Genomic DNA, 21,589 nt, shown 5'->3' with positions numbered 1-21,589 from the left:
GAGTCTCGGGGCAACCTCCGGACGTGTCTTTGGGCTGACTCGAGACGGCGTTCGTCCCGGCCATCAGTCTGTACGCGCAGCTCGCGGCCCCACCCAACCAGCATCGTCGCCGCTTCATCGGCGTTTCAAGAGCTGATCGGACCATGAAAGGGAAACCGAGAACCGAGGCGCACATGCTCTTGCGGGCACGCTCTCGGAGCCCCCGTAGCCTGGCCAGGCGCCGGGCCGGTAACCGAAAGGACCGGACACAGCTCGCCCAGCCGCAGTAGGGCTCGTCAGACGTAGGAAGGCTGCTCAGGCGTCGGCCAGGTCACGGTGGCGGAAGACGGCACCGGCCACACCTGCGCAGAGCACGGCCAGCGCCACCAGGATCCCCAGTCCCGCCCAGTTCGGGTTCGCCGCCGGCGCCGGGGCAATGTGGAAGAAGAGCGACGTGTCCATCACCGAGTGGGTGATCGTGACTACCGACCCGAGGGATTCGATGAGGAACACCCACCCGATGAGGCCGTAGACCACCGCCGATGCCAGCCGGGGCCGCAGCGCCTGCACGAGGGTGCCCAGGGCCAGGAACAGTAGCGCCGGAGGCACGACGTTGAGACCCCCTCCCAGCACCTGTAGGAACCCAGCCCCTCCGGCAGTCGACCACCGAGGCCCGCATTGCCCTGGAATCGGTGGGCGACGAGCCGACCCACATGAAGGCGCCGCCGACGGCGCCCAGCACCACGAGCAGCGCAGCGGAGGCGGTCCAGGCGCCCCGCCAGCCAGGACCACCGGCTGACCGGACGGACCAGCAGGTTGTCCAGCTGCCCCGTGGCATCCTCCTCCCGGGTGGCGGTGGCCTGGCCGGCCGCAACGATGGCCACAGTGGTGGCGAGGACAAGGAACATCAGGCCCAGCATCGCCGGCACCCCACCCGCGTCGCCCCGAGCCGGCTCAGGTCCTTCAGGCAGATCTCAAGGGCCGGGCGCACGCGACGCCTTCAGTCCCGCAGGACCTCGCCGGTGAGGTGGAGGAATACCCCTTCTAGGTTCGGCTCGGTGACCTGCACCGAGCCGCCCCGTGGCCGGCGTTGCGGATGGTTTCCAGGATGTCGGGCAGGGCGTCGCGGGCGTCCCGCACCAGCAGCGCGATCCCGCCGGCCGACGTCGTGGCCTGCACCACTGCTGAGAGTGCCGACACCGCCTGTGCCGTGGCGGCGAGGTCCCCGGTCGCCGAGACCGTCACCCGGTCCTGCTCCCCCACCAGGGCCACCAGTTCGGTGCGGGTGCCCTCAGCCTTCATCAGGCTGCCGTCGATAATGCCGATGCGGTCGCAGAGCCATTCGGCCTCCTCCATGTAGTACGTCGTGTAAAGGACGGCCATCCTCGCATCGCTCAGCTTCTCGACACTTTCGAGGATCACGTTGCGGCTCTGCGGTCGACACCCACCGTCGGCTCGTCCAGGATCAGGAGCCGGGGCCGGTGCAACAAGCCGATGCCGATGTTCGGCCGGCGCTTCATCCCGCCCGAGTAGTCCTTGGTCCGGCTCCCGGCCCGGTCGGTGAGGCCGACGGTGGCCAGCATCTCGTCACTCCGGTCTTGGCGCTCGCCACTGGGAACACCGCAGAGGCGGGCGAAACAACAGGTTCTCGCGGCCGGTCAGGTCCGGAGAGATGGCGAGTTCCTGCGGGACGTAGCCGATGAATCTGCGCACCCTCGTCTCGGACGGGGCCACCAACTGCCCGTCGATCCGGACCTGGCCGGCATCGGCCTCCAGGATGCCGGCCACGATCGAGATGGCGGTGGTCTTCCCGGCCCCGTTCGGGCCGAGCAAGCCATAGGTCTCTCCGGCGGCAATGCTGAAGCCAATGCCGCCGACGGCCCGGGTATCGCCGAAGGCCTTGGCGAGGCCGGGGCATTCCAGGACGGTCCCCGCCGGACTCCCCGGGGGGCTGGCCCCCGGGCTACCGGCCGGGCTGGGCGGGGGGCGTCCGCGCCGGCTTGGGTTCCCGCGGGGTGGTGCACCAGCCGACCCAGCATCATGACCCCCTCCCCTCGCTGGCTCCGTGGCGCGTCATCCCGGAACCGACACCCCGACGCTAGATCGGGACCCGGTGCGAAAGGAGGGCCAACCAACCCGGAAACTCACGGGCCGAACGGCCTGCCGCTCCTCCGGCCCCGGTGGCGGAGCCGAGCGAGAAGGAGCCCAATTCATATGCCCCTTGATGTGGCGCGGCAAGTGCAGCAGAAATGCACATTACGATGGGCCTCAAGGGAGTACGGCAATTTCTTGACACGATGTCTGCTGAGCCGGGGCTGCTGAGCCAGGGCCGTGGAAACTCGGCGTCTACGGAGCCGGGAGCCGGTGGAGGCGGAGCGCCCGGCCCGAAGGGCCGTTGGGATCGAAGACAATGACCCGGTTTCGCCCGGCGGCCTTGGCGGCGTACAACGCCACATCGGCGCAACGGACCAGCTCCATTGCGGTGGTGGCGTGTTCGGGGAAGGTGGCGCCCCGCAGGAGATCGTCGGCGTGGGCAACACCGTCCGCCCGTGCACGACGCCGCCGGTCGCCAGCACGGCACGGAGGTCCTGTGCCCGATGTGGATGGCATCCTCCAGGGCATAGTCCGGCAGGACGAGGGCAAACTCCTCCCGCCGTACGGGTACGCCATGCTGGAGAAGCGAAACATGCGCTGCATCATGGCAATAGCTTTCGTCGAAGTTATTGGTGTGGTCGGATGTCCAGTTGGAGGACCGACAGGGCGCTGCGCGGCGGCAGAACAACGTCGTCGGCGCGTTGACATAATCGTAGGCAAAGTCCACCGGCCTAGCCGTCCACAGCTCGGGGCAGGCATGCCGCTCGGGCAGGGGTCACCGGTGTCCTCCGGACCCGAGAATGGGGGCCCAACGGCCGTATCGGCACCACGGCCCCCAGGACGACGATCACCAGTACCAGCGAAATGACGGGAAGGGAAATCGGCAATGGGCAGGATCGTGGTGGGTATCGACGGTTCGTCGGAGTCATTGAGCGCGGTCGAGTGGGCAGCTCAGGAGGCCAAGCTGCGGGGCGACACGCTGGTCGCGGCGGAGTGGGCAGACCTCCTTGTCGTTGGCACCCGAGGTTGGGGCGAGTTTCCGGGACGTTGCTGGGATCGGGCAGCCACGCCGTCGTGCACCACGCGCCCTGCCCGGTCACCGTCGTCCCCACCAAGCCTGGCCACCGGGACCACCGCTAGGAGGGGGACATGAGCGGGGAAGCCGCCGTGGTGCCCGGCTACTTCCGCGCGGTCGCGCTTGACTACGACGGCACGCTGGCCGAAGGCCCGGTCGACCCGCGGGTGCTCGCCGCCCTGGACGACGCCCGCGAGCGAGGCTTGAAGATCGTGCTGGTCACCGGCCGGATCTTTTCCGAGTTGCTCGAGGTCTTTCCGGGCGTCGAGCGCCACGTCGATGCGGTGGTGGCGGAGAACGGCGCCGTGCTTGTCTGCGGCCCTCAGCACCGCTGCCTCTGCCCCCCGGTGGCTCTCGGCTTGACCGAGGCGCTGGCGTCGAGAGGCGTGGCCTACCGGCTCGGCGAGGTCCTGCTCGCCTGCTCCGCGTCCAGCGAGCTCGAGGTGATGGCGGAGGTCCGTCGCCTCCAGCTCGAATGCGAGCTGATCCGGAACCGGTCGGAGCTGATGGTGCTGCCGGCCGGGGTCACTAAAGGCACCGGGGTGGACCAAGCCCTGTGCGAGCTAGGGATCTCGCGCCACAACACTATCGGAGCCGGGGACGCCGAGAACGACCACTCGCTGATCGACGCAACCGAACTGGGCTACGCGGTGGCCAACGCGGTGCCCGCCCTGCGGGCGCACGCGGATGGGGTGCTGGGCCAGGCGGATGGGGCCGGAGTGAGAGAGTTGCTGTCGGGGGCGGTGCTTTCCGGGCACGAACGACTCCCGCCCAGCCGCTGGCGTATCAACCTCGGCAGCGCCCAGGACGGCTCGCCGGTCAGCCTCCCGGCATCCCAGATCAACGTGCTGGTCGCCGGTGACACTGGCCAGGGCAAGTCCTACCTCGCTGGCCTGATCGCCGAGCAGCTCATCGCGTTGGAGTACTCCCTCGTTGTGATCGATCCCGAGGGCGACCACCGCGGGCTTGCGACCCACCACGCGGTCACCGTGGTCGGAGGACGGGAGGCACCGCTTCCTGCGCCCAATGTGCTTCTCGAGCCCATCCGCCACGGCTACGGTTCCATCGTGGTGGACCTGTCCGGGCTCGGTGCCGACGCCCGGGCCAGCTACCTGGCTGGAGTTCCGGCTGAGATCGAGGCGGAGCGAGCGTCCTGTGGCCTCCCGCAGTGGGTGGTGCTGGACGAGGCGCACGCCGCCCTCGCCCGGGGCGCCCCGGGCGCCGAACTCCTGGACCCCGCCGGCAAAGGCTACTGCGCGGTCACCTGGCGTCCCGATGAGCTGGCCGGAAACGTCCTGGCGTCCTTCGACGCGGTGATCGGCATGGCAAGCCCCCACCCGTCGCGAGGGCTTGTCGATGTGACGGCGGCAGTGGCCGACGTTCCCCGGGCGGTGGCCGCCCGGCTGCTCCAACAGGGAAGGGGCCACGCGGTGCTCGCCGAACGCCACCGCCCCGGGCAGGCGCGCGTCTTTGCGATCCGGCAGCGAGTGACACCGCACCTGCGCCACGAGCACAAGTACTGCCTGGTCGGCGTCGATGCGGGGCGGCGCTTCTACTTCCGCGACGGCGCCGATCGGTTGACCGGGGCGGTGGCCGGGAACCTCATGGAGCTTCAGGGCGAGCTGGACCGCTGCAGCGAAGACGTAGTGCGGCACCACTGCCCGAGCCACGACTTCTCCAACTGGGTCGCCAACGTGTTCCGCGACCAGGCGCTGGCGGCGGAGCTCTTTGCGGCGGAGTCGACGATGCAGGCCGACAGCCCGGAGGCGGTGGTCCAAGCAGCCCGGATCCGCCTCGTGACTGCCCTGCGGCTTCGCTGGCCGGAGTGAGCCCGCAGCCCAGCCGGGTTGGCTAAATCGCTCCCGTGCCGGCTTCACGCCTCCCGAGTCCCGCCGAAAACCCTGCTGTTGGGCTCCCCCCGGATAGGCCGTTGCGCACTGGTCCGAGCCCGGCCCGGGGCGTGACCATCGATCCCGTCGTCGCGGTCAGGCCGGGAGCGAAGAAAGGATGGAGCGATGGACCAGGATGGGTGGGTAGGGATCGTGGCCGGGGAGCTGATGGTGCAACCCCAGCGCGTCCAGAAGCTGGCGGCGGCAGTGCGTGAGGTCGGCATCCGGGTCACCCCCGCCGACCTGATCGGTGCGGGTGCTCGCGCAGCCCTGGTCCGTGACATGGTCGCCGATCGGCCGGCGCCCGGCGCGACCCCGACGCCCGAGCTCCGCCCGATCTGGGAGCGGCTCCGGTCGTGGTAGTGAGCGCGGGGCCGCTGGCGCCAGCGGCAGGCGGAGCCACCGCGCCGGGCACTGCGGCCACCGACGGCAACGACGCCGCCGCTCAGGTCGCCTACCAGCTGAGCGACGTCATCGCCATCTACCCGATCACCCCCGCATCGGCAATGGGCGAGGCCGCCGACGCCTGGGCTGCCGCCGGCCGCCCTAACCTGTGGGGCAGCGTCCCGAAGGTGGTGGAGATGCAGAGCGAAGGAGGCGCCGCCGGCGCCGTGCACGGAGCCCTGACCTCCGGCGCACTGGCCACGACGTTTACGGCGTCGCAGGGTTTGCTGCTGATGCTGCCGAATATGTTCAAGATCGCCGGCGAGCTCGCCCCGGCAGTCATCCACGTGGCGGCTCGCACGGTGGCCACGCACGCCCTTTCCATCTTCGGCGACCACAGCGACGTAATGGCCGCCCGCACGACCGGCTTCGCCATGCTCGCCTCGTCCAGCGTCCAGGAAGCGCAGGACCTCGCTGCCATCGCCCACGCGGCGACGCTGCGTGCCCGGGTCCCCTTCCTGCACTTCTTCGACGGGTTCCGGACCAGCCACGAGATCAACCAGATCGACCGGCTCCCCACCACCGCCCTCCGGGCACTGGTCGATGAGGAACTCGTGCTGGCGCACCGCCGGCGAGGGATGAACCCGGACCATCCGGTGCTCCGCGGCTCGGCTCAGAACCCCGACGTGTTCTTCCAGGCCCGGGAGGCTGCCAATCCCTTCTACGCGGCGGTGCCCACCGTTGTCGGGGAGACGATGGCCGCCTTCGGCGAGCTGACCGGGCGGCGGTACCACCTGTTCGACTACGTGGGCCATCCGGAGGCCGACCGGGTCATCATCGCGATGGGATCGGGCTGCGGGGCCGCCGAGGAGACCGTCGACGAGCTGAACGCCCGCGGTGAACGGGTGGGAGTCCTTAAGGTGCGGCTATTCCGGCCCTTCGCGGCGACTGCGCTCGCCGCCGCACTCCCGGCCACCGTCACCTCGGTGGCGGTGCTCGACCGCACCAAGGAGCCGGGGGCTCCCGGCGAACCGCTCTACACCGACGTGGTGACCGCGCTGGCCGAGCGGTCGCCAGCCGATGCGGGCGGCGCAGCGCTCCCCGGATCCGGCCCCCGGGTCATCGGAGGCCGCTACGGCTTGTCCTCCAAGGAGTTCACCCCGGCCATGGCCCACGCGGTCTTCGAGGAGCTGCGGGCCCGGCATGCCAAGAACCACTTCACCGTGGGCATCATCGATGACGTCACCGGCACCAGCCTGGCGGTCGACCCGTCATTCCGCATCGCTCACGGCGGCGTGCTGGGGGCGGTGTTTTTCGGCCTGGGCAGCGACGGTACTGTGGGGGCCAGCAAGAACTCGGTCAGGATCGTATCCGAGCACACCAACCTGTACGCACAGGGCTATTTCGTCCTCGACTCGAAGAAGTCGGGCTCGGTGACGGTCTCCCACCTGCGCTTCTCCCCGGAGCCCATCCGGTCGACCTACCTGCTCCAGGAGGCCGACTTCGTCGCTTGCCACCAGTTCGCGTTTCTCACCCGCATGGATGTGCTCTCGATAGCCAAGCCGGGGGCGACCTTCCTGCTGAACAGCCCGTTCGGCCCGGGCGAAGTCTGGCTTCATCTGCCCGCCGAGGTGCAGGAGGAGATCCTGACCAAACAGCTGCGCTTCTCCGTGGTCGACGGCGCCTCCGTCGCCGCCGCGGCCGGCCTCGGCGTCCGGATCAACACCGTGCTGCAGACCTGCTTCTTCGCCCTGTCCGGCCTCCTCGATCCCGGCGACGCCATCGCCGCCATCAAGGCATCGATCGCCGCCACCTACGCCAAGCGCGGCGAGACCGTCCTGGCCAGGAACTACGCAGCCGTCGACGGCGCGCTGGCTGGCCTCAGCGAGGTCAGCCTTGCCGGGAGGGTGGCCGGGGGCCGTCGGCGGTCGCCGATCGTCCCGGCCGGGGCGCCCGACTTCGTGCAGCGGGTGACCGCGGCCATAATGGCGGGCAAGGGTGACCAGCTGCCGGTGAGTGCACTGCCCGTCGACGGCACCTTCCCGACTGGGACGGCCCGATGGGAGAAGCGGGCGATGGCGGCGGAGATCCCGGTCTGGGACCCCAGTATCTGCATCGACTGCGGCAAGTGCGCGCTGGTCTGCCCGCACGCCGCCATCCGGATGAAGGTCTACGAGCCGACCGCCCTGGCGGGGGCTCCAGGTGGGTTCCGGAGCAAGCCGTTCCACTCCAAGGAGATTCCGGGCAAGCTGCTCACGATCCAGGTCGCCCCGGACGACTGTACCGGGTGCGGCATCTGCGTCGACGTCTGCCCCGCCCACGCCAAGGAGCAGGTCCGGCACAAGTCGATCAACATGGAGCCGTCGGCTCGCCACGCCGACACCGAGCGCGCCTCGTTCGACTTCTTCCTCGGACTGCCCGACCCGTCCCGGGCCGGGGTCGACGGGCACACCGTCAAGGGCTCGCAGACGCTCCCACCGCTCTTCGAGTTCTCCGGGGCCTGCGCCGGGTGCGGCGAGACTCCGTATCTCAAGCTGATCTCGCAGATGTTCGGCGACCGGCTGGTCATCGCCAACGCGACGGGGTGTTCCTCCATCTACGGCGGCAACCTGCCGACGACCCCGTGGTCGGTGGGGCCCGATGGCCGGGGGCCGGCCTGGTCGAACTCGCTGTTCGAGGACAACGCCGAGTACGGCCTAGGGATCCGCCTGGCGCTCGACCAGCGGGCAGCACGGGCGCGCCGCCTGGTCCAGGCACTCGCCCCGGCAATCGGCACCGCCCTGGCGGCGGCCATCCTGGCCGAAGAGGGATCGGACGACCGGGCGATCGCCGCCCAACGCCGGCGGGTCGAAGAGCTGGGCAACGCCCTGCGGCCGGTCCCCGGCGACCTGGCGCGGGAGCTGGAGACGTTGGCCGGCGACCTGGTCGCCCGCAGCGTGTGGATCGTCGGCGGCGACGGCTGGGCCTACGACATCGGCTTCGGCGGGCTCGACCAGGTGCTTGCCTCGGGGGCCAACGTCAATGTGCTGGTGCTGGACACCGAGGTGTACTCCAACACCGGCGGGCAGGCGTCAAAGTCGACCCCGCGGGCCGCGATGGCCAAGTTCGCCTCGGGGGGCAAGACCTCGCCGAAGAAGGACCTGGGACTGCTGGCCATGGCCTACGGAAGTATCTACGTGGCCCAGGTTGCCCTGGGGGCCGACAACCCGCAGGCGCTCCGGGCGCTTGTCGAGGCGGAGTCCTACGACGGACCGTCCCTGGTGCTGGCCTACAGCCACTGCATCGCCCATGGTATCGACATGCGGGAGGGGATGAGCCACCAGAAGGAGGCGGTCGACGCCGGCTACTGGCCGCTGTACCGCTACGACCCCCGGCTGGCGGCCCCGGGGCGTCACCCGCTGACCCTCGACTCGCACAAGCCGAAGCGCACGCTGAAGGAGTTCGTGGCCAAGGAGGGGCGCTTCGCCATGCTGGCGCGCAGCCGGCCGGAGCAGGCCGACCGGCTGCTCGGCCTGCTCCAGGACGACATCGACAACCGGTGGCGCTTCTACGAGCAGATGGCCGGCGTGGAGCGCACCGCTCCGGGGGTAGCCACCCCGGAGGTGGCCACGCCGCGGCGAGCCGGAGCGGCCGGAGCACCGGGTGCCGGCGGGCCGTTGGGTGGCGGAGGTGACGGATGAGCGTCCTCGACCTGACCACCCACTACCTGGCGATGCCACTCCGCAACCCGCTGGTGGCCTCGGCGTCGCCACTCGGAGCCTCGCTCGACACGCTGGTGCGCCTCGAGGACGCCGGCGCCGGCGCAGTGGTACTGCCCTCGCTGTTCGAAGAGCAGATCGTCCACGAGGAGCTGGAGGTCCACCGGCTGCTCTTCTTCGGCGCCGAGAGCCATCCGGAGGCATGGGACTACTTCCCGCAGCTTGATGACTACAACACCGGTCCGGACGGCTACCTCCGCCACCTGGAGCGGGCCAAGAGCACCCTGGCCATCCCGGTGATCGCCAGCCTCAACGGGTCCACCCGGGGAGGGTGGCTTCGCTATGCCCGGCGCCTGCAGGACGCCGGCGCCGACGCCATCGAGTTGAACGTCTACGAGGTTGCCGCCGACCCGGAGGTCAGCGGCCGGGCAATCGAGCAGGAGCTGCTCGAGCTGGTCGCGTCGGTCCGTGCGGCGGTAACGGTCCCGCTGGCCGTCAAGTGCTCGCCGTACTTCACTGCCATGGCCCATATGGCGATCCGGCTCGAGGCCGCCGGCGCCGATGGCCTGGTGCTGTTCAACCGCTTCGTGCAGCCGGAGATCGACCTGGACCGGATGGCCGTGGTGTCGAAGGTCCACCTGAGTTTGCCCGACGAGCTGCGCTTGAGGCTGCGCTGGATTGCGCTCCTGCGCGGCCATCTGCGGGTGTCGCTCGCCGCCACCGGGGGCATCCATTCGGCCACCGACGCGGTCAAGGTCCTCCTGGCCGGCGCCGACGTCGCCATGATGGCCTCGGCCTTGCTGGCCAACGGGCCCGAGCACCTCGGGCTCGTCCTGGCCGAGCTCTCCGGCTGGATGGCCAACCACGGGTACACGTCGGTCCGCCAGCTGCAGGGCGCCATGAGCCAGCAAAGCGCCGCCGATCCCGCCGCGTTCGAGCGGGTGCAGTACATGAAGGCGCTGACCAACTACTCGCCACCCGACACGATGGTCGGGCAGTAGCCGGGTGCAGACGGCCCGGTATGGCCCGGCAGCGGAGCGGCAACGGGGTGCTCGCCAGGGCGCCGAACTCATGGGCGACAAAGACGCGGGACCGGATGATGAAGTGGGCATCCGGACCGGCCGGCAGGGAGAACTCCTCGGGCTCGCCGGCCCCGACGTCCAGGATGAGTAGATCCAGCTGCCCTTGTAGGCGGGCTGGCGATCAGGTAGCAGCCGCTCGGGCGGCAGGGCGCCGGCGACGGCCGTAGGGAGGCGTCCAGTCCAGTTGGCCGGGCCCTTCAGCGGCGTGCTCACGGCTTCCGCCGGTGGCCAGGGAAGGGCACGAACAGGGCGACGACGAACAGCCACCATCGAGGCGATCACGGCGACGTTGGCCACCGAGATCTGCACCACACCCCAGAGCAGGTAATGGCCGGGGTGATTGAAATTGAAAACGGCTCCCGGCAACACCGCTGCCATGCCCCCGGAGGCGCCCCGGCGGCGGTACCCGGTCCGGCGGCCACCGTCGCCGTCCGGAAGTTCCGGGCCGCCTCCCCAACGCAGGTCGCGGCCCCACCATTGTGACCGAGTCTGCGGGATCGGCCGGCACCAGTCCAGAGCCGTTTGGCCCGCCTTTTGCCTTGGGACAGTTCCTCAACGGCGGCTGGCGGTCGCCGATGGAGCCGGAACGCCTTCAGGTTCGGGGCCCCTGGCCGTACCTGAACCTGGCGGCAGGCGGTACAAAAGCGTGGGATTAGGACGGGAGGTTTCGATGACCCTGGCGCAGGCAACTGGTCGGCCCTTTAGCGTCTCGGCCATGCGTTCCTTTTCTCCTGCCTGCAATGGTCGGTGGCGGACTCCTGACGGCGGCCAGGCGCGTCCACTACGGCCGGAGCCAGGACCTCGCACCGGGCTGCAGCAGCCCAGCCATGTTCTCGCCGTTCGGACCGTTGCCCGCTCACGGCGACCCGCGGAGCGGGCTCCGCCGACGGCGCTCAGTGGCCTGCTGCCTTGCCCTGGTGCTGGCGGCCAGCTGCGCTGGTGGGCGTCCATCCGGAGGCGGTCCGCCGACCACCGGTTCCCCCTTTCCGGCCGCCTCACCCAGCGCCAGCCCTTCGATCGCTGCAAGCACGGCGCCGGGCCCCACCCCCCCGACCCCGCCGCCCGCCGGTGGGCTGGTGGTCGCCGGCTACTTCCTCCGGGACGGCAGGCTCGCGGCGGCGCACGCCATCACTCCGGTCACCCACTGCCGTTGCGGCCGGGGCAATCGACGCCCTGCTGGCCGTGCCAGCGCCGGCGGCAGCAGCGGCGGGTCTGGCCTCGGCGATCCCAGCCGGCACCCGCGCTCGTTCAGTGGTGCTCAGCCAAGGCATCGCTACCGCCAACTTCGATGCAACCTTCCTGGAGCCGGGAGCCGGCAGCGTGGGCGCCCGGCTCGCCGAGGCGGTGTTCACGCTGACCCAGTTCACGACAGTTCACTCGGTGAAGGTCGAGGTGGACGGCCAGCTGGTCGCCGACCCGGCGGGGGCTGCCAATCCGCTGACGCGGGGCTCGTTCGCAGCCCTGACACCGGCCATCCTCATCGAGAACCCAATCCCTGGCGACGCGGTCAGCAGCCCACTGACGGGTCCGGGGTCCGCCAGTACCTTCGAGGGCTCGACCTCGTTCCAAGTTCTCGACGCCAGCGGCCGCGTGCTTGCGGAGGCGACGGGAACGGGGGGCTCGATGGGTGACTGGACCCCCTTCCGTGCCCGGCTGGACTTCGCGCCTCCCCAGACTGCCACCGGGACGGCGTTCGGATTCAGCCGATCGCCGAAGGACGGCTCGATCATTGACGCAGCGGGCATCTCCGTCAGCTTCAGCTGACTGGGACCCGAGCCGTGACGCCGTTCGCTGCGGCGACCGCCGGGCTACGCCGGGCCCCGTGGCCAGCATCCCGCAGCACGCCCGGGCCGGCCTGGGCGAGTTCATACTCGAGCAGCGCCACCACCTGGTCGACCCCGGTTTTGGCCGGTTGCGACAGCGGCGCACCGAGCTCGAACTGCGACGCCTCGACCCCGATCAGCGTCAGGTCGCCGGGCACCCGGCCGAGTTGGCGGGCGAGCCCCACTGCCTCCTGGATCCCGAGCCCGTGCGAGCTTCCCGGACGGCGGTGAGTCCACCCGATGCCGGTCAACGGCAACAGGTGCAGTGACCCCGGCGGCGCCCCCGATTGCACCGCGTCAATGACGATGACGCTCGTGGCTCCGGACCAGGCCTCGATCAGCTCGGTGACATCCCCCTCACAGCAGACCAGGCGCACGTGCGGGCCCCGACAGCGGCGACCGAGGGCCTCAATGACGGCGGGCCCGATGCCGTCGTCGCCTCGGAGACGGTTGCCGACCCCAACGACGGCCATCCTCGACCCCGCACTCATCGCCCCACCACCTGCAGGCTTAGGAAATGCGTCGCGCAGGAGATGCATGGGTCGTAACTGCGGATCAGCTGCTCGCAGCGAAGCGTGAGCTCGGGGACCCCGAGGTCGAGATTGCGCCCTACGAAGGCGGCGAGGTCATGCTCGATCTGGGCCTGGTTCTGCGACGTCGGTGGGGTGATCTGGGCCGAGGCGATGAGCCCGTCATCGCCGATCCGGTAGCGGTGGTAGAGCAACCCCCGCGGCGCCTCGGTACAGGCGTGGCCGGTGAGGCCGGCGGCATCGACCGGCACCGCCGGCATCGGGGGCTCCTCGTAGCCCTCGATGATCCCGAGCGCCTGGGAGCATGCTTCGACCACCTCAACCGCCCGCACGATAATGCTGCGGAAGAGACTTCGGCAGCTCGTGCCCAGCCCGGCGGCGGAGGCGGCCTCGCGGGCCACCGGGGTGAGCTGGGCGTAGTTGAGGCTGTAACGGGCGATCGGGCCGCACAGGTAGTGGCCAGCCCCGACGATGCGCGACTGCAGGGCGGTTGAGTGCTGGACCTGGTACTCCTCGAACACCTCGAGGAATTGAGCCTGACTTGCGTTGATCCCGTCCGAGGAGACGATGCGGCCATCGATGATTGCGTAGCCGTCTGGGTCGTGCAGGGCCACCAGCGGTGACTCGATGTCCAGCTCCGGGAAGTCGAAGCCGGCCGCCCAGCTGACCGTCTCCAGCGCGGCGGCCAGCCCTGCCTCCAGCACCGGTGCCAACCCCCGGAGCGTGGCCTTGGCCGGTACCCGGTAGAAGCCGCCGACGCGTACGTTGACCGGGTGCACCGGCCGGCCCCCGAGCAGCTTCATGATCTCGTTGCCCACCTTTTTCAGTGCCAACCCCCGCTCGACCGCCTCGCGGTGGTCGGCGGCCATCTCCACCGCCCCGGCATAGCCCAGAAAATCGGGGGCATGGAGGAGGTAGATGTGCAGGGCGTGGCTCTGGATCCACTCCCCGCAGTAGAGGAGGCGTCGGAGCTCGTGGAGCGGTCCGCCGACCCGGACGCCGGCGGCGTCCTCGATCGCCCGGCAGGCGGTCATCTGGTAGGCGACCGGGCAGATCCCGCAGATGCGGGCGGTAATGTCGGGTGGCTCGGTGAATGAGCGGCCACGCAGCAGCCCCTCGAAGAAGCGCGGCGGCTCGTACAGGCGCAACTCGACACCGTCCACCTTGCCGTCCTTCACGCGGACCGTCATCGCCCCCTCCCCTTCCACCCGGGCCAAGGCGCTGACACTGATCGTGCGCAGCGGGATGCGGGAGCTCATTCCCCGGTCCCCGCAGCGGCCGGACCGAAGGCGGGAGCGTTGACGTTGAAGGTGGAGAACACGCGCTCGCGGGCCGGCCGGGGCATGCCGAGGGCCGCCAGCCGGCCGGCCAGCGCCGCGGTGTTCGGCGTCTCGGCGGGGCCGAAGCAGCCGTAGCAGCCCCGGGCATGCGCCGGGCAGAGCGCCCCGCACCCAGCCTGGGTCACCGGGCCCAGGCAGGGCGTCCCCCGGGCGACCATGACGCACACCGTCCCGGCCAGCTTGCAGTCGACGCAGACACTGTGGGTAGGCACGACCGGGCGGCGGCCGGCCAGGAACGCCGAGATCACCTCGAGCAGCTGGTGGCGGTCGACCGGGCAGCCGCGCAGTTCGAAGTCGACGGGTACGTGGTCGGCGATGCCGGTCGAGGTGGCAAGCGTGGCCACGTATTCGGGATGCGCGTACACCGCCTCGAGGAACCCCTCCACCCCGGCGGAATTGCGCAGGGCCTGGATGCCGCCGGAGGTGGCGCAGGCGCCGATCGTGACCAGGCGCCGGGAGGCAGCGCGGATCTTGCGGATCCGTTCGGCGTCCCCGGGGGTGGTGACCGACCCCTCGACGAGCGATAAGTCGTAGCGCCCGCCGGCGGTGGCCGAGGTCGCCTCCTGAAAGTAGGCGATCTCAACCTGGCCGGCCAGGGCGAGCAGCTCGTCCTCGCAGTCGAGCAGGCTCAACTGGCAGCCGTCGCACGACGAGAATTTCCATACGGCCAGGCGGGGCCTGCGACGTGCGCTCACAGCTCGCGCACCTCCATCAGGGGGCCGACCACCTCGTGGCCGAAGACCGGGCCGTCCCGGCACACAAAGAACGGCCCCAGCTGGCAGTGGCCACACAGCCCGACCCCGCAGCGCATGTTGCGCTCCATCGACAACTGGATCCGCGAGGGCTCCACGCCGGCCGACATCAGCGCCCGGGCCGTGAAGCGCATCATCACCTCGGGGCCGCAGACGAAGCCGGTGGTGGCGCTGGGATGGAGAACGGCGCCATCGATCAGCCGGGTCACCAGCCCGACCCGACCACTCCACCCGACAGCTGCCTGATCGACGGTCACGTCGACGTGCAGGCCGCGGGCTCGCCAGCGGCTGGTCTCGGCGAGGAAGAGCAGCTGCTCCGGCGAGCGCGCACCGACGAGCACGCTGATGCGCCCGAACCCGTTTCGCCGGAGGCTGAGCGCCCGGATCAACGGCCGCAGCGGGGCGAGCCCGAGACCGCCGGCGACGACGACCACGTCCCCGCCCAGAGAGCCCGCCAGGTCCCACCCCCGCCCGTAGGGTCCACGCACGCCAAGGAGGCTGCCCCGCGGCGCCCGGGCCAGGGCGTGGGTGACCGCGCCGACATCGCGCACGGTGTGCAGGATGGCGCCGTCGGGCCCAACGCCGCTGACCGAGATGGCGGCCTCCCCGACGCCGAAGGCACCTACCATGTTGAACTGGCCGGGAGCGCCGGGTTCGGGGTCACCCAGGAGCGGGGCGAGGGCGAGGGTGACCACACCGGGGGTCTCACGGCGAACCCGCAGGACGCGGTGGGGACGCGGGGTCATCGGTGCGGGCTCGACCGCCGACCGGTCGGCGGCGAGCGGCTCAGCGCCCACCGGGCGTCCCGTAGAGGTCCAGCAGCCGGAGCTGCGCCGACTGGATCCGCTCGTGCAGGACCCGGGCGAAGCGCTTCATCAATTCGTAGCCCAGCCGCGGGTCCCCGTCGCACTTGGTGCGCAGGCAGGCACCGTCCAACGCCACCGCCCGCACTGCTTCCACACAACGAGCGTCGACCTCCCAGGCGTAGGGAGGGAAAAGCCAGGAAGCCCCGACGACCTCTCCCGGATCGACGGTGTCGACCACCAGCCCGCCACGGTCCGGGACAAAGATCTCGACGGCCACGCGGCCCTCGCGCACCACGAAGAACTGGTCGGCCCGGGCGCCCTCCCGGAACAGGTAGTAGCCGGGCGGGAAGGCCGTGTTGCGGCCGCAACCGGCGATCAGTGCCAAGTCCTCCAGGGCCAGCCCGGCAAACACCGGGTGGGCGGCGAGCAAGTCGGCAATGCTCCGCTCCATCTCAGGCCTCCTCCCGCAGGGCGCGGATCTCCTCGGTGAGATCGATCCCCGCCGGGCACCAGCTGATGCACCGCCCGCAGCCGACACAGCCCGAGGTCCCGAACTGGTCGATCCAGGTCCCCAGCTTGTGGGTCAGCCACTGGCGGTAGCGCGACCGGGTCGAATTGCGAACGGAGCCGTCCGGGAGGTGGGTGAAATCGAGCGCGTAGCAGGTATCCCATCGCCGCCAGCGCTCCGCAGCAGACCCGTCGAGGGAGGAGGTGTCTTCGACCGTCGAGCAGAAGCAGGTGGGGCACACCATGGTGCAGTTGCCGCAGGCCAGGCAGCGGTCCGCCACGTCGTCCCAGCGCGGGTGATCTCGCTTCGCCGCCAGGAGCTCCCGCAGGCCGTCAGGGGCCAGGTGCCGCTCGATGTGGGCCGCTGCAGCGTCGATCATCGCCGCCTCCCCCAGATCGTCGGCGGGGGTGGCGGGCCGGAGGGGCACCCGTGCCAGTGCCGCCGCACCCCGCTGCGTGCCGACCTCGACGACGTAGGTCACGTCGTCGCCGTCGACGACCTCGGCAAGGGCGAGATCGTGGCCCTCACCCGCAGCAGGGCCGGTTCCCATCGACGTGCAGAAGCAGGTGGCGGCAGGGGTCGAGCAGTGAACGGCAACAATAAAGGCGGGCTCCCTCCGGGCGGCGTAGGTGGGATCGACCGTGCCGCTGCCGAGGAACACGCGGTCCTGGATCCGGATGGCCGCAAGCTCGCATCCCCGTACGCCGAGAAAGGCATAGCGGGGAGCGGCCGACGGATCCGGTTCATCGATGACGACGGTGTCGCCGGAGTGCTGCGCCCGCCACAGCAAGCTCCGGGGGGGGAACAGGTAGCGCTTCCACGAGTGCGGCCCGACCGCGTACCCGAACGCCGCCCGGTCATCCCGGCGCCGGAGCCGGTAGCTCGCCGGTTCTTGCACGTCGCCCCACCCGGTCGGCAGGTCGGCCAGCCCGCGGACCTCGCCGTAGACGATGGCCCCGTCGTGCACCACCGGACCGATCACCTGGTAGCCGTCGGCGGCCAATGCGCCGATCAGCAGGTCCAGCCCACTGGCATCGATGGCACGCCGGTCGCCTGGGTGAAGTGCCGGAGCGGAGCCGGGAGCGGTGTCCATAGGTGCATTGTGCTGGCCCCCTGGGGCGCCCAGAAGGGCCGACTGGCCTGCCGCGGGCCGTCCTTTTGGACCGGCACCGCCTCCCACCGTGCCGCTGCTACGCGAAGGAGGCGGGCCCCTTGCGTCCCGCCTCCTTCCGCCCGCCCTCCTGGTTAGGCAGCCTGCGGCTTGGTGGCCCGGGGCAGCAGGTGCTCCGACGTGTCGTAGACGCCGTAAAGGGAGACTGCGGCGACGCCGATCGCGACGCCCCGGCAGTCCACGCCGCCGCCGACAGGGCGGAGAAGCTGAAGATCCATGGTCCGGGCTTAAGCAAGCTGCATTAACGAGGAGTTCCGACGCACTCCTACATGCCGCGGCTGGCCTCCAAGCACCCGGGAGCAAGGCCACCAGGCGGGATGCAAGGGCAGTCGAACGCCGGCATAATTGACAAACGGTGGACCACTAGTAACCTCGCCAGACAGCCGGAAGGTGACCCACCCGTATGCCGCCATCAGCCTAATGGTCTTTAGATAGCACACTATGTGCTAAATGGGACGAGCGAGGTCAACCTGTACGGCAGGGACGGGCAGCCACATGGTTGAAACGACAGACCCATCTGGCAACGCGGGCATCGGAATGGCCAAGCCCGATCGGAATGAGATCCGGAGCAACGCTTAGAACGCCATCTGAGATGCTGGACAGTGGCTAGCCCTCAGAGCGATGTTGACCAAGCCGTCCGCCGGGAGCCGCGCGAGCACCTCAAACCAGACACACTGCTAGACGATATTGCCCATGTCTACATATGTTTACGACCATCTGCACTGTGGGCGCTGCTGGGCTCGAACCAGCGACCCCTGCCTTGTAAGATTTGGGTCGCGCACCCACGTGGCCTGGGCAAATGCGGGTTTTGGCTGCTCAGGAGCCGTTTCGGGCTTACCCTGGCTGTCCATCACTGACCGCTGTTGTCCGTCGTGATGTGGACCAAATGTGGACCAGGGATCCGGCCGCGAGTGTCGTCAGATTGGCCAGCGCGTCCGGCGTCGAACCCGAGTAGCGAGCTCAGCAGCGTGATCTATCCGGCTGTGGTGGCATTACGTCGAGCGCGGCCGCGAGGTGCCCCCATCTAGTTGGCACGACGGCTCTCCTCTCGGTTTCCTAATGCGAACGGAGGCCCTCTACGGGGTGGGGGGCAGCTTCGCCTCCAGGTTGAGGGCGCCGACAGTGAGGGCGAGCGAGGGATACCCTGACGAGATGGAAAGCGATGCGGCGACGGTTCTCCAGGAGGCACTGGCGCTGTCCGACAGAGACCGCGCCGGCATCGCCGCCGAGCTCCTCGCCAGCCTGCCGGGGCCCAAGGGCGGACTAGAAGTCGACTCGGACGAATGGCTCCGCGAGATTGAGGGCCGCGCCCGCAGCGCCCGCTCCGGCGACACTATCCCTGAGGACTGGGCCACCGTCGAGCACCTGATCCTGCGCAAGCTCTCCAGCAGGTGAAGGTCGCGCTCGACCCGAGAGCGTCCGCCGAGATCGAAGAAGCAGCCGAGTGGTACGAGTACCAACGGGTGGGGCTGGGCCGCGAGCTCGTGGCCGAGGTGGGTTTGGCCCTCCAGGCCATGGCCCTTCGGCCGCCGGCCGGCTTGCCTGTCGAGGGCATCGATCCAGTGCTCGAGGTCCGTCGAGTGCGAGTTCGTCGGTTCCCGTACCAAGTCGTGTACGTCACGCGCGCCGATGACAGTGTCGTGCTCGCGGTGGCACACGATTGCCGACGCCCGGGCCTACTGGGGCCTCTCGTGGCAAGTCTGGGGAGCGCCCTTGACGCGAATACTTCGGCTGAACGCCGCCCCCCACGGCGGGCCCGACGCTAGCTTATCGATCGTCACGGTTGGCATGCTGCGCCCGCATGAGATATCCGTTGCGTGCACACGATCGGACGACGCAGAGTAACCGGGCCTCTAATCCTGGCAACTCGCCGGACGGATTGAAGCTCGTCCGGGTGACCGACCATGAGCCCTACCGGTCATGAAGGGAGGGACCTCCGTCCGCCCCCGCCCTCGCTGTCGGGATCCCTTTCCGCGCAGCGGGGCCGGCTTCATCTGGCGCGCACATTCGTATCACTTAGCGCAGCGGACGGGCGTGCAGAGTGCCGATAAGGCCCGTGGTCGGACGGCCGCCACCCGAAAGCGAGCGACTTTGCCTGCATCGGCTCACGGCGCGCGGGTCATGGACTCAAGCGCTGGAGGTTCGCTACCGATTAGCTGCCTATGGCTGAAATAAGGGTGCATGGAGGCAGTTGGGTTGGAGGCGTCGAGCGATTTCGTGAGCAGTCGAGACGCCGACGCTGGAATCGTGCGGTCCCGGCTACCAGCGCGCTTGCAGTCCTTGCGCTGGAGGGCGTCGTCAGGGACGGTGTCAAGATCACTGGCCTCGAACTGGGCGCCGGCGCTTTGTTCGTCGTCGGGTTCTACGTTGCGTGGCCATGGTGGGACCGAAGGCCCCGCCGCCTGCGCCTGCCGGTCGGAGTCCTGGCGACGGCCAACGCGACATGCTGGTCGCACGATCTTTGCGCCTTCGACCGCAGTCAGCGTCTCGCCGCCGAGGAGGACGTAGCCCTCTACGGCGATATCGAGGTGGCGCCGCAGTATGTCGCCTGGAAACCGTTGCCGAAGAGCCGACAATACGGTGCACACGACATTGTGCTGAGTTGGAACGATGTGGCAGAGATGAACTGCCTCAGTCTTAGGCGTTGGGAGCTGCACCGACTCGATGCCTGCAGCTTCAGGCTCTCCGACGGACGGGAGTGGCTGTTCTCTATCGACGAGCCCGATCGTATCGAGGCGGCAGCGACGGCCGTCGGGGCCCGCGTGATCAGCAACCATCCGCCCAGACGGCGGCGCACTTGAGCTGCGTGGGTGACCTCCGGTGCCATCTAATCAGTACGAAATAAATGGCGATCCAAGGATTTGGCTCGTTCCGCGCGATCCGCTTGTTCAAAAGGACTGCCAGGGGATTGGCCCCGGGCCTGGTGTGGACCAAGCTCCCACGGACGCCCAGCAGACAGCAATAGGTACATACAATACTAATTTCTGACACATATATGCAAGCTTTAACACGTGGGCGCTGCTGGGCTCGAACCAGCGACCCCTGCCTTGTAAGATTTGGGTCGAGCACCCCGGTGACCTGGGCAAATGCGCGTTTGGGCTGCTCAAGAGCCGTTTCAGGCGGCCCCTCGTTGTCCGTCGCTGACCGCCGTTGTCCGTGGTGATGTGGACCAAGTGTGGACCAGAGCCTGCTGGACGGCTCGATCAGTAGACTTGACTGCGTGTCAGTCGTCGAACCTGAACCCGAGTTGCACCGCGCGATCTATCCGCCGGCGGAGGCCCTGCGTCGGGCGCGGCGGCTGCCCCCGCCGCGGGACCTCGTGGACCAGGACCTCAGCGAAGAGGAGTGGGCCCGCTTCCAGGAGGCTTTGGCTCAAGAATGAACCCCGCCCCGCTGACCGGCCTCGTCGTCGACACGATGGTCATCAGCTGGCTCCTGGATGACCGCCCCAAGGATCTCGCCGACGAGTACCGCGAGCTGGTTGGCGCGAGGCCTGTCCTGATCGCCTTCCAGACACTGATGGAGCTGCGCTACGGGGCGCTTTCAGCGGGCTGGGGCGACGTTCGCCGCCGGAGTCTGGAGCGGCGCGTCAGCCAACTGACTGTCGTGCAACCTGACGACGCGACGGTCACCGTCTGCGCCGAGCTCCGTCAGCACTGCCGCCGTGCGGGCCATGCCCTGGCGCACAAGGTGCATGACGGGGACCGCTGGATCGCAGCGATTGCTATCCGGCTGGATATCGCGCTGGTTTCTCACGACCAACTGTTTGTCGGCGCCCCGGGGCTTCAGCTTCTCCGTATGAAGGAGCGCCCGTAGATCGACTCTGGCCACCGGGAGGGACCGCCTCAGTGGCTGCGCTCGAGGATGATCAGGCCAGCGAGCAGGAGGCAGACCACTCCGCCTGCGACAGCAGCCGCGATGACCGCTCGATGCATGCGTTTGACCCAAGATCGATTGTAGTACCTGCGAATCTCAAGACGAGTATAACGCTCATTCCCGAGTACAAAGAGGCTCAGCATGGCGGCGCCGACCAACATCGCAACCGCCGCCCCGAGGAGTCCAGAGGGCTCGATTCTCACGCTCGAAGACATCGTGCGATAGGATAGGAAACCTCTCGCCAGGACATCCGCGCGGTCCATTATTTAGTGAGACAGGCTAAAAAGACCCAACAAGCCTATACAGGCGATTGCTGCTCCCACTATCATGGCTGGGATCGCGGCCTTTTGTGGCCCTTCGGCTGTAGTCGTGCATGAAGGCCTCCGTCGGCGTCGGAGGCCGATATCTAGGCTTCGGCGTTGGGCTCAGAAAGGCAATAGCTGTTAGCGGCCATGAAAAACTGCCCGTAGACGGCCACGAACCTGCCCGCTGGCGGCCACGAAAACTGCCCAGCGGTGGCCAGCAGATCTGCCCAACCGTCTGAGGTCCGTCCGAAATCCACCTTGAGGTCCCCTCCCGGGG

Annotated in this window: 21 protein-coding genes; 10 read left to right on the top strand and 11 right to left on the bottom strand. The window is 69.2% G+C overall.

Annotated elements, in window-relative coordinates; all coding sequences use genetic code 11:
* Nucleotides 1–294 precede the first annotated feature (294 nt).
* The 4 genes from VFW71_03275 to VFW71_03260 form a co-directional block, all read right to left on the bottom strand.
* Nucleotides 295–612, bottom strand: a complete 318-nt coding sequence (locus VFW71_03275) for a hypothetical protein (GenBank protein HEU5001785.1) — start codon at nucleotides 610–612, stop codon at nucleotides 295–297.
* A gap of 411 nt (nucleotides 613–1,023) precedes the next feature.
* Complete coding sequence (locus VFW71_03270; GenBank protein ID HEU5001784.1) at nucleotides 1,024–1,362, bottom strand: hypothetical protein; 339 nt, start codon at nucleotides 1,360–1,362, stop codon at nucleotides 1,024–1,026.
* 35 nt (nucleotides 1,363–1,397) lie between these two features.
* On the bottom strand, nucleotides 1,398–1,562 hold the full coding sequence (locus VFW71_03265) for an ATP-binding cassette domain-containing protein (GenBank protein ID HEU5001783.1): 165 nt from the start codon (nucleotides 1,560–1,562) through the stop codon (nucleotides 1,398–1,400).
* A 4-nt stretch (nucleotides 1,563–1,566) separates the two neighbouring features.
* Nucleotides 1,567–1,812 (bottom strand): ATP-binding cassette domain-containing protein, encoded by a 246-nt coding sequence (locus VFW71_03260; protein HEU5001782.1) that lies wholly within the window; start codon nucleotides 1,810–1,812, stop codon nucleotides 1,567–1,569.
* A 1,125-nt stretch (nucleotides 1,813–2,937) separates the two neighbouring features.
* Here VFW71_03260 and VFW71_03255 point away from each other — a divergent pair.
* The 6 genes from VFW71_03255 to VFW71_03230 all read left to right on the top strand — a co-directional run bounded on the left by VFW71_03255 (nucleotide 2,938) and on the right by VFW71_03230 (nucleotide 11,965).
* On the top strand, nucleotides 2,938–3,213 hold the full coding sequence (locus tag VFW71_03255; protein ID HEU5001781.1) for a universal stress protein: 276 nt from the start codon (nucleotides 2,938–2,940) through the stop codon (nucleotides 3,211–3,213).
* Between the two features lie 9 nt (nucleotides 3,214–3,222).
* The gene (locus VFW71_03250) at nucleotides 3,223–4,977 is read left to right on the top strand and encodes an HAD hydrolase family protein (protein ID HEU5001780.1); all 1,755 of its coding nucleotides are present in this window, start codon (nucleotides 3,223–3,225) and stop codon (nucleotides 4,975–4,977) included.
* 186 nt (nucleotides 4,978–5,163) lie between these two features.
* Nucleotides 5,164–5,400, top strand: coding sequence for a hypothetical protein (locus VFW71_03245; protein ID HEU5001779.1), 237 nt, complete (start codon nucleotides 5,164–5,166; stop codon nucleotides 5,398–5,400).
* A 14-nt stretch (nucleotides 5,401–5,414) separates the two neighbouring features.
* The gene (gene nifJ / locus VFW71_03240) at nucleotides 5,415–9,101 is read left to right on the top strand and encodes a pyruvate:ferredoxin (flavodoxin) oxidoreductase (protein HEU5001778.1); all 3,687 of its coding nucleotides are present in this window, start codon (nucleotides 5,415–5,417) and stop codon (nucleotides 9,099–9,101) included.
* Entirely contained in the window at nucleotides 9,098–10,120 is a 1,023-nt protein-coding gene (locus VFW71_03235; GenBank protein HEU5001777.1) for a dihydroorotate dehydrogenase-like protein, read from the top strand. The genes nifJ and VFW71_03235 overlap by 4 nt, the downstream gene beginning before the upstream one ends.
* 1,020 nt (nucleotides 10,121–11,140) lie before the next feature.
* Nucleotides 11,141–11,965 (top strand): Gmad2 immunoglobulin-like domain-containing protein, encoded by an 825-nt coding sequence (locus VFW71_03230; GenBank protein ID HEU5001776.1) that lies wholly within the window; start codon nucleotides 11,141–11,143, stop codon nucleotides 11,963–11,965.
* Here VFW71_03230 and VFW71_03225 read toward each other — a convergent pair.
* From VFW71_03225 to VFW71_03195, 7 genes are all read right to left on the bottom strand, one after another.
* Nucleotides 11,958–12,497, bottom strand: coding sequence for a hydrogenase maturation protease (locus VFW71_03225; protein ID HEU5001775.1), 540 nt, complete (start codon nucleotides 12,495–12,497; stop codon nucleotides 11,958–11,960). The two genes, VFW71_03230 and VFW71_03225, sit on opposite strands and share 8 nt — an antisense overlap.
* A gap of 14 nt (nucleotides 12,498–12,511) precedes the next feature.
* Entirely contained in the window at nucleotides 12,512–13,813 is a 1,302-nt protein-coding gene (locus tag VFW71_03220; protein HEU5001774.1) for a Ni/Fe hydrogenase subunit alpha, read from the bottom strand.
* Nucleotides 13,810–14,589 carry an oxidoreductase gene (locus tag VFW71_03215; protein ID HEU5001773.1) on the bottom strand — a complete coding sequence of 260 codons (780 nt, stop codon included), beginning with the start codon at nucleotides 14,587–14,589 and terminating at the stop codon, nucleotides 13,810–13,812. The genes VFW71_03220 and VFW71_03215 overlap by 4 nt, the downstream gene beginning before the upstream one ends.
* On the bottom strand, nucleotides 14,586–15,443 hold the full coding sequence (locus VFW71_03210) for an FAD/NAD(P)-binding protein (GenBank protein HEU5001772.1): 858 nt from the start codon (nucleotides 15,441–15,443) through the stop codon (nucleotides 14,586–14,588). The genes VFW71_03215 and VFW71_03210 overlap by 4 nt, the downstream gene beginning before the upstream one ends.
* Entirely contained in the window at nucleotides 15,433–15,903 is a 471-nt protein-coding gene (locus VFW71_03205; protein ID HEU5001771.1) for a cyclic nucleotide-binding domain-containing protein, read from the bottom strand. Before VFW71_03205 ends, VFW71_03210 begins: the two co-directional genes overlap by 11 nt.
* 1 nt (nucleotide 15,904) lies before the next feature.
* A complete protein-coding gene (locus VFW71_03200; protein HEU5001770.1) occupies nucleotides 15,905–17,053 on the bottom strand; it encodes a 4Fe-4S dicluster domain-containing protein in 1,149 nt (382 codons plus the stop codon).
* 152 nt (nucleotides 17,054–17,205) lie between these two features.
* Nucleotides 17,206–17,349 (bottom strand): hypothetical protein, encoded by a 144-nt coding sequence (locus tag VFW71_03195; protein HEU5001769.1) that lies wholly within the window; start codon nucleotides 17,347–17,349, stop codon nucleotides 17,206–17,208.
* Nucleotides 17,350–18,283: 934 nt separating this feature from the next.
* Here VFW71_03195 and VFW71_03190 point away from each other — a divergent pair.
* The 4 genes from VFW71_03190 (at nucleotide 18,284) to VFW71_03175 (ending at nucleotide 20,947) form a co-directional block, all read left to right on the top strand.
* Complete coding sequence (locus tag VFW71_03190) at nucleotides 18,284–18,526, top strand: hypothetical protein (GenBank protein HEU5001768.1); 243 nt, start codon at nucleotides 18,284–18,286, stop codon at nucleotides 18,524–18,526.
* Between the two features lie 767 nt (nucleotides 18,527–19,293).
* Entirely contained in the window at nucleotides 19,294–19,932 is a 639-nt protein-coding gene (locus tag VFW71_03185) for a hypothetical protein (GenBank protein ID HEU5001767.1), read from the top strand.
* 374 nt (nucleotides 19,933–20,306) lie between these two features.
* Nucleotides 20,307–20,513 carry a hypothetical protein gene (locus VFW71_03180; protein HEU5001766.1) on the top strand — a complete coding sequence of 69 codons (207 nt, stop codon included), beginning with the start codon at nucleotides 20,307–20,309 and terminating at the stop codon, nucleotides 20,511–20,513.
* Nucleotides 20,510–20,947, top strand: coding sequence for a PIN domain-containing protein (locus tag VFW71_03175; GenBank protein HEU5001765.1), 438 nt, complete (start codon nucleotides 20,510–20,512; stop codon nucleotides 20,945–20,947). The genes VFW71_03180 and VFW71_03175 overlap by 4 nt, the downstream gene beginning before the upstream one ends.
* Nucleotides 20,948–21,589 lie beyond the last annotated feature (642 nt).

The organism is Actinomycetota bacterium, from assembly GCA_035765775.1.
In the GTDB taxonomy this organism is placed as follows: domain Bacteria; phylum Actinomycetota; class CADDZG01; order JAHWKV01; family JAOPZY01; genus DASTWV01.
The sequence above is the reverse complement of the archived record's forward strand: the minus strand, read 5'-3'. Positions and strand labels throughout refer to the sequence as shown.

Excerpts from the sequence above, each read along its gene's own strand:
- VFW71_03270 (HEU5001784.1), bottom strand. The coding sequence starts at position 1,362 with ATGGCCGTCCTTTACACGACGTACTACATGGAGGAGGCCGAATGGCTC.
- VFW71_03265 (HEU5001783.1), bottom strand. The coding sequence starts at position 1,562 with ATGCTGGCCACCGTCGGCCTCACCGACCGGGCCGGGAGCCGGACCAAG.
- VFW71_03255 (HEU5001781.1), top strand. The coding sequence starts at position 2,938 with ATGACGGGAAGGGAAATCGGCAATGGGCAGGATCGTGGTGGGTATCGA.
- VFW71_03250 (HEU5001780.1), top strand. The coding sequence starts at position 3,223 with ATGAGCGGGGAAGCCGCCGTGGTGCCCGGCTACTTCCGCGCGGTCGCG.
- VFW71_03245 (HEU5001779.1), top strand. The coding sequence starts at position 5,164 with ATGGACCAGGATGGGTGGGTAGGGATCGTGGCCGGGGAGCTGATGGTG.
- VFW71_03235 (HEU5001777.1), top strand. The coding sequence starts at position 9,098 with ATGAGCGTCCTCGACCTGACCACCCACTACCTGGCGATGCCACTCCGC.
- VFW71_03225 (HEU5001775.1), bottom strand. The coding sequence starts at position 12,497 with ATGGCCGTCGTTGGGGTCGGCAACCGTCTCCGAGGCGACGACGGCATC.
- VFW71_03220 (HEU5001774.1), bottom strand. The coding sequence starts at position 13,813 with ATGAGCTCCCGCATCCCGCTGCGCACGATCAGTGTCAGCGCCTTGGCC.
- VFW71_03205 (HEU5001771.1), bottom strand. The coding sequence starts at position 15,903 with ATGGAGCGGAGCATTGCCGACTTGCTCGCCGCCCACCCGGTGTTTGCC.
- VFW71_03200 (HEU5001770.1), bottom strand. The coding sequence starts at position 17,053 with ATGGACACCGCTCCCGGCTCCGCTCCGGCACTTCACCCAGGCGACCGG.
- VFW71_03195 (HEU5001769.1), bottom strand. The coding sequence starts at position 17,349 with ATGGATCTTCAGCTTCTCCGCCCTGTCGGCGGCGGCGTGGACTGCCGG.
- VFW71_03190 (HEU5001768.1), top strand. The coding sequence starts at position 18,284 with ATGGAAAGCGATGCGGCGACGGTTCTCCAGGAGGCACTGGCGCTGTCC.
- VFW71_03185 (HEU5001767.1), top strand. The coding sequence starts at position 19,294 with ATGGCTGAAATAAGGGTGCATGGAGGCAGTTGGGTTGGAGGCGTCGAG.
- VFW71_03175 (HEU5001765.1), top strand. The coding sequence starts at position 20,510 with ATGAACCCCGCCCCGCTGACCGGCCTCGTCGTCGACACGATGGTCATC.